This window comes from Rhodococcus sp. IEGM 1306 (assembly GCF_036541985.1).
Classification (GTDB): domain Bacteria; phylum Actinomycetota; class Actinomycetes; order Mycobacteriales; family Mycobacteriaceae; genus Rhodococcus_F; species Rhodococcus_F qingshengii.
On sequence record NZ_JAZHFF010000046.1, the window covers coordinates 1 to 311 of the forward strand.

Below are 311 nucleotides of genomic sequence, written 5' to 3' on the forward strand. Positions count from 1 at the left end.
GCGAAGAAGTTGCCGCGGAAGTTGTTGCGGGAGACTGTGTTTTTGGGGGAGTTGGCGCTCGACGGTCGTTTGCGGACTGTGCGTGGTGTGTTGCCTGCGGTGCTTGCGGCGAAGCGGGCGGGGTGGGGGACTGTGGTGGTTCCAGCTCGGGCGTTGGCAGAGGCGGGCCTGGTCAAGGGGATCGAGGTGCTGGGTGCCGACGATTTGTCTGCGGTGATCGGGTGGTTGCGTGGGGAGTTGGCGTTGGCTGTTCCTGATGTTTTCGAGCGTGCGGATTCGGTGGTGGTGCGGGATTTGAGTGAGGTTGTCGG

General features: G+C 63.3%; 1 protein-coding gene. It reads left to right on the forward strand.

Annotation, left to right across the window (positions count from 1 at the left end; all coding sequences use genetic code 11):
* Window positions 1-311, forward strand: a 311-nt coding sequence (locus V3587_RS30780) for a magnesium chelatase domain-containing protein (protein WP_331703579.1), incomplete at both ends; no start/stop codon positions are given.